This is a genomic window from Paenibacillus eucommiae (assembly GCF_017874215.1).
GTDB classification, from domain to species: Bacteria; Bacillota; Bacilli; order Paenibacillales; family NBRC-103111; genus Paenibacillus_AI; species Paenibacillus_AI eucommiae.
Genome location: NZ_JAGGLB010000072.1, coordinates 1 through 6,571, shown reverse-complemented (window position 1 = coordinate 6,571; position 6,571 = coordinate 1). Strand labels below are relative to the sequence as shown.

The following is a 6,571-nucleotide window of genomic DNA, read 5'->3' as shown; positions in this document are numbered from 1 at the left end:
TGTCCCCGAAGGAACAAATCCGCTCGACTTGCATGTATTAGGCACGCCGCCAGCGTTCGTCCTGAGCCAGGATCAAACTCTCCAATAAAGTTGCGTATATGACCGAGGTCTTACACGACTTTTTATTCTCAAGCTTAACAGCTCAATACTATCACTTGCGTTTTGCTGATTGATCATTCATTTGTTTAGTTTTCAAGGAGCTTTGTGTTTGTTCTTGTCGTCTTTTGTCGTTCATTGTGTTACTTGCGGCGACAAGAATATATACTATCAGGTTTCAATATGATTTGCAACCCCCTAGGCAAAAAAACTTTAAATTATTTTCTTAACCCCCTATTTCCCACCTAATTTACCCCTTTCCAACCCTCTGTAATCATCAGCAGAATTATCTTCGCCACAGCCATCTACCTGCTATCTATCTGGTATCTATTGTTGGTATCTCTCGTTTGTATAAATTGTTGGTATCTCTCGTTGGTACCTATCTTTTGATCTATCGTTTGTTATTTATCATTGTTATCTATTCGTTATTTAACAAAAAGGGCTGGAGGTCAAATAACCTGCCAAGCCCTTTTCTACGTTTAGCCATCTGTTCCAATACTCCATAATAACTCCATACAACTAGTTCATCAGTTTATCAACCTTCACCCAAAAGCCGCAGCAGCTCATTCTCATCCTCAATAATACGAATGCCCAGCTCCTGTGCCTTAGTCAGCTTGCTGCCAGCACTTTCACCAGCAATTACAATATCCGTTTTCTTCGAGACACTTCCCGTTACTTTCGCTCCAAGTGCCTCTAGCTTCTTAGCCGCCTCGTCGCGTCCCATTACACTCAAAGTACCGGTCAGTACTACCGTCTTGCCGTAAAAAGGATTTTCAGGATCCGCTGAAACCGTGGCAGTTTCCTCAACAACAGGCCGGACACCGGCACTTAACATGCGTTGAATGCTTTCAAGCATTAAGGGATCACGGAAAAAAGTGTAGATACTATCCGCTACAATTCCGCCGACATCAGGGAGCGTAATAAGCTCTTCTTGCTCGGCTTCCATCACCTTCTCCAGGCTGCGGTAATGATCAGCGAGCACTTTGGTCGTGGTCTTGCCTGAGTTGGGAATACCTAACGCATATAAGAATGAGGCTAGATCCCGGGACTTACTTTTCTCCAAAGCTTCCAGCAGGTTGCCAGCCTTCTTCTCTCCAAAACGGTCAAGACTGACCAGCTCCTCAAAATTAAGGCTGTAGAGGTCGGCCGGATCGCGCACACCAAGCTCCTGATGCAGCTGCGCAGCTGTCATCTCGCTGAAGGATTCGATGTCCATGGCATCTCTGGAAGCGAAATGCGTTATTCTTCCAATGAGCTGCGGGCTGCATCCAAGCCGGTTGGGACAAAAGATATGTGCCCCCCTCTGCTCAAGCTCAGCGGAACATGAAGGACACAGCACTGGATAAATAATCTCTCCACCGTCCTGATCTTCGGTCACTTTTCCCAAAATTTCCGGAATCACATCGTTGGATCTGCGAATATATACAAGGCTGCCCAGAGCAAACTTGAGATTTTTTCTTTCAATATCGCCTATATTATTGAGCGTACAGTTTTGCACCGTTACACCTGCAAGATCTACAGCTTCGACCCGGGCAGACGGAGTAATTTTCCCTGTACGGCCAACCTCCCAGGAAACAGATTGCAGGATAGTTGTCGCTTCCTCTGCCTCAAACTTAAAGGCTACAGCCCAACGGGGAAACTTCTCTGTGTTGCCAAGCACTTCCCGGGTTCGCATATCTGTAAGCTTAACAACACCGCCATCAATCAAGAAGTCAAAGTCATGACGCTCTTTTGCAAGCTGCTCCAGATTAGCCACTACATCTTCTATTGTATCGAAAAAGTGAACATGCGGGCTCACGCTAAAATAATTATCACGAAGAAACTGCAGCATCTCCCCATGATTCTGGAATTGCACCCCATCCGAGTAGCCAATATTGTAGAAAAAAGCGCTGAGCCGACGTTCTGCGGTTAGCTTCGGATTCAAGTTGCGAAGAGCACCCGCGGCGGCATTACGGGCATTCTTGAGCGGCTCTGCCGCTGTCTTGTTGTACGCTTCAAGCACAGAGAGAAACATCATGCCCTCTCCCTGAACTTCAAGCAATCCGTCCTTATAGGGAATTTCCAAGGGGACCGACTTTATCGTCTTCACTTGCGCCAAAATGCCCTCGCCAACAACCCCGTTGCCACGGGTAGAAGCTTGAACCAGACGTCCTTCTTTATAAGTAAGGTTCAAAGTAAGCCCATCAAATTTAAGCTCCACAGCATAGGATGGATCGGGAAGTGGTGTGTCGGGATTTTTACTATTATAATCAGCAATCAGCTTCAGCACGCGCGTGTTCCAAGTATGCATGACCTCTGTGTTCTGTGCTTTATCGAGACTCCAAAGTCTGGCAAGATGCCGATGGGGCACAAAGCCGCTGAGGGTATCCCCCCCCACACGCTGTGAAGGAGAAGCAGGAAGTATAATGCCCGTTTCCTGCTCCATGGCGAGTAGTCTGTCATACAGCACGTCATATTCCTTATCTGAAATAGACGGATTGTCCAACGTGTAATAGTTATAATTATGCCGGTTGAGTTCTTCAATGAGGACTTTCATGGACGAGATGGCTTCTGACATATAGATTCTTCCTCTCTATAGACCTATTAATGAATCAAGATTCCTTTGTAATCGGAGCAAATTTGGCTAACAGCCGTTTGATCCCTACCGGTGCGGGAAAAGCAATTTGCAGCTCGGTATCGTCACCGGAGCCTTTAATAGCAACTACTGTGCCTAGCCCCCATTTGCCATGTGAAACCTTATCGCCCATTTTGAAATCAATACTCTTCTGATTTCCTGCAGGCCCTGGCTGTCTTGTTGCAAAAGCAGGCTTCGCAGCAGACCCGGCAGCAACAGGAGCCCTCGCCGCTCCCGTAGCGCCTCCGGCAGAAGGCTTGCCGAAGGACGATGGCTGACCCCAGGACGCCGACGCAGATCCGCCCGAGGAATAACCAGAACCTCCACCGCTATTCGACCAGGTCGTACGTGTGGCCCTGCTGTAGCGATCCCCGCTCCCCCCGGACTGTGATACATTCTCTAGAATTTCAACCGGAATCTCCATCAGAAATCTCGATGGCGCATTGGCTGCCGTACGTCCGAACAAAGTCCGCATGCGGGCGCAGGTCAAGAACAGATCCTCTTCTGCGCGGGTAATGCCCACATAAGCCAGGCGCCGTTCTTCTTCAAGCTCCTCATTATCGGAAAATGCACGGCTGTGCGGAAATACGCCTTCCTCCATACCAACAATAAATACGACTGGAAATTCTAAGCCTTTAGCACTGTGCATCGTCATCAGAACGATCGCATCACTGTTGTCAGCTTCTTTATCCAAGGTGTCGATATCGGCAATCAGCGCCAGGTCTGTAAGGAAGGAAATCAGCGTTTTGTCCTCGTTCCGTTTCTCGAAATCCATGGTCACGGATAGAAACTCGTCCACGTTTTCCAAGCGGGCCTTGGATTCCAGCGTATTTTCGCGCTGCATTTCCATTCGATATTCCGTCAGCTCCAGCATCTTCTCTGTCAGCTCGGTAACCGAAAGATAATCTACCATCCTATTCAGATTCTCGATCATCTCGCGGAAATCTGCCAGTGCATGCTTCGTGCGGGGACTGATCTCCAGAGCATCGACCTCCTCCAGCATAGCGTACAGGGAAATCCCGCGCCTTGCAGCCATCTCCCCTACCTTGTCCATAGTAGTATCCCCAATTCCCCGTTTCGGAACATTCACAACACGAGAAAGGCTGATGTCATCATCCGGATTGGAGATCAAGCGCAAATACGCAAGGATATCCTTAATTTCTTTACGGTCATAGAACTTAACTCCGCCAACAATCGTATAGGGGATGTCCGACTTGATCAGAATTTCCTCAATTACCCGGGATTGGGCATTAGTACGGTACAAAATGGCATGATTGGCAAAGCTTTTGCCGCGGGCACGGTTTTTGTTAATTTCATTGGTAATAAAATAGCCCTCTTCATGCTCTGTATCAGCCTGGTACAGCTTAATGCTGCTGCCGCCTTCCTTGTCTGTCCAAAGGTTCTTTGGCTTGCGGCCTGTATTATTGGAAATTACCTTATTCGCTGCCTGAAGAATGTTAGAGGTCGAACGATAGTTCTGTTCGAGGAAAATAGTGGTTGCATCCGGGTAATCCTGCTCAAAATTCAAAATATTCGAAATATCTGCGCCGCGCCAGCGATAAATGGATTGGTCGCTATCGCCTACCACGCAAATGCGTTTATATTTATCAGCTATCATCTGACAGAGCATATACTGAGCCCTATTTGTATCCTGATACTCGTCGACGTGGATATATTGAAACTTGTTCTGGTAATGCTCCAGCACCTCTGGCTCTTCTTTGAAAAGCTGTATCGTGGTCATAATCAGGTCGTCAAAATCCAAGGAGTTATTACTCCGCAGCTTTTTCTGATAGAGCGAATATACCTTCGCAACAAGACTTTCAAAATAGTCTCCAATCTTACTCTCGTAAGTCTTTGGGCTGATGAGCTCGTTTTTGGCCGTGCCGAGAGCTGCTTGTATGGTTTTGGGCTCGAATTTTTTCGCGTCAATATTTAATTCCTTCATACAGGTCTTAATTACGGAAAGCTGGTCACTCGAATCCAGAATTGTAAAATTGGACGTAAAGCCAATGCGGTTAATATCTCTGCGAAGTATACGCACACACATGGAGTGAAACGTCGAGACCCAAATATCTCCGGCCGCAGGTCCAACCAGCTTTTCGACCCGGTCCCGCATTTCTCTGGCTGCTTTGTTCGTAAATGTAATTGCGAGTATACTCCAAGGCGCTGCTTTGCGGGTGGCAATCAAATAGGCTATGCGATGCGTTAGCACCCGCGTCTTCCCGCTTCCCGCTCCAGCCATAATAAGCAATGGCCCGTCGACTGCTTCTACAGCTTTGCGCTGTGGGGGATTCAGCCGCTGAACGGCATCCATAATTTTCTGGGTATCATTCATTGTATTACCTTCCTGTTCTATCGAAATTCACGGTCTGAAGCGCAAGCTTCAAATCGCTGTAAATGACATTTCCTACTACAATCGTATCTGCGGCAAGCGCTGCTTCCTGCGCCTTCTCCAGGCTATCAATTCCTCCGCCATAGAAAAGCCGGGCATCGTCTAATATCGCTTTAGTCCGCCGCACAAGCTCCATATCGCCAAACCTGCCGCTGTACTCCAAATACACAATAGGCATCCGGAACAGCTTGTCCGCCAGCCTTGCATAAGCAATAACATCTTTGAGATCAAGCTCCGTATTGGCCTTAGTTAAGCTGGCAGCTGAAGCATCACGATTGAGAATCACATAACCTTCCGTAACAACTTCATTCCAATTGAGAATAGCCCCATACTCCTTCAAAGCCTCATGATGCTGCCCGACAATCCATTCAGGATCCAGGGAATTTAACACCACGGGGATCAAAAACAAATCAAAGCCCGGAACAATAGCCTCCCGATTAGAAACTTCGAGCGCACACGGAACTTCATATTGGCGAATGCGGGCAAGTAAATCTACGGTATTATCGAAGGTTATACCCGTTGAGCCGCCTACAAGAATGCAATCGGTACCGGACATACAGATTTGATCAAGCGCATCATCCGAGATGTTCTTGTCCGGATCAAGCTTAAACACATGCTTCCACTGACGTATATCAACGATCAAAAATAGCCCCTCCGATTAAGCGGCACTAGTGCCATAATACATTAAGTCTATGCTACGTTTGAGGGTGTGTCAAACAAGGAAAATGACAAAGCCGCCCTTAAAGGACGGCCTCATTAAACTATGAAATTTACGAACATTTATCGGTAACCAGGCAGAAAGCGAGCGCTCTTTATTTCACTTCAATTTTAAAAACACGCTCTACATGAAGAGGCGTATGGTCATTTTGCTGTAAATCCAATGTAATAACATGCTTGCCCACACTAAGATTTTCAAGCTTAATAGGCGCAGTCGTATCTAACATTGCTTTTTGCTTACCATTAACTGTCAGATGGAGATGTCCTTCACCCGGCACATTTTTCTTGCCCATATGATCTGGGGAAAGCTTTATATTGCTAGTTTGAAAAGTGATCGTGGCACTTGTCCCGTCTTGCACGATCTTAGCATTAAGCGTTGGCTGGTCCTTCTTCGAGACAGCTCCATCTGTGAGATAATCCCCCTGCCCGCTCCCTGTCATAATCATCGAGCTGTGATCAAGCATAGGGTCCTCCTTCGTGCTGCAAGCCGTGGTTATGCTGCCAAGCACCATCAGAGATGCAATGCCTATAATCCAAGTTTTTTTCATAGCCGTACACCCTCTTCCTCTTATTGGACATCCTTTGTACCTTTTATATGTTTGACAAGCCTCTTTCATGCATAAAATCAACGCCTTGCGGCGTCCTTTGATGTGCGTATTCGTGACTTGGGTGCGTTGCGGAGGGAATGGCTGTGGGCTCCAGCCGCTGTTAAAGATTTGTTCCCTGAATGGAATCGATGAGGAGGTAGGAAC

Annotated in this window: 4 protein-coding genes and 1 rRNA gene; all 5 read right to left on the bottom strand. The window is 47.2% G+C overall.

Going from position 1 to position 6,571, the window contains the following annotated elements; translation table 11 throughout:
* Positions 1-88, bottom strand: a 16S ribosomal RNA gene (locus J2Z66_RS42235); the annotation flags it as partial.
* A gap of 543 nt (positions 89-631) precedes the next feature.
* Positions 632-2,653, bottom strand: coding sequence for an NAD-dependent DNA ligase LigA (gene ligA / locus J2Z66_RS42230; protein WP_209980105.1), 2,022 nt, complete (start codon positions 2,651-2,653; stop codon positions 632-634).
* A gap of 34 nt (positions 2,654-2,687) precedes the next feature.
* Positions 2,688-5,045: a DNA helicase PcrA gene (pcrA, locus tag J2Z66_RS42225; RefSeq protein ID WP_209980102.1), complete on the bottom strand. Its 2,358-nt coding sequence runs from the start codon at positions 5,043-5,045 to the stop codon at positions 2,688-2,690.
* 4 nt (positions 5,046-5,049) lie between these two features.
* Positions 5,050-5,745, bottom strand: coding sequence for a heptaprenylglyceryl phosphate synthase (gene pcrB, locus J2Z66_RS42220; RefSeq protein WP_209980100.1), 696 nt, complete (start codon positions 5,743-5,745; stop codon positions 5,050-5,052).
* Positions 5,746-5,914: 169 nt separating this feature from the next.
* Complete coding sequence (locus tag J2Z66_RS42215; protein WP_209980098.1) at positions 5,915-6,367, bottom strand: DUF6130 family protein; 453 nt, start codon at positions 6,365-6,367, stop codon at positions 5,915-5,917.
* Positions 6,368-6,571: the final 204 nt, after the last annotated feature.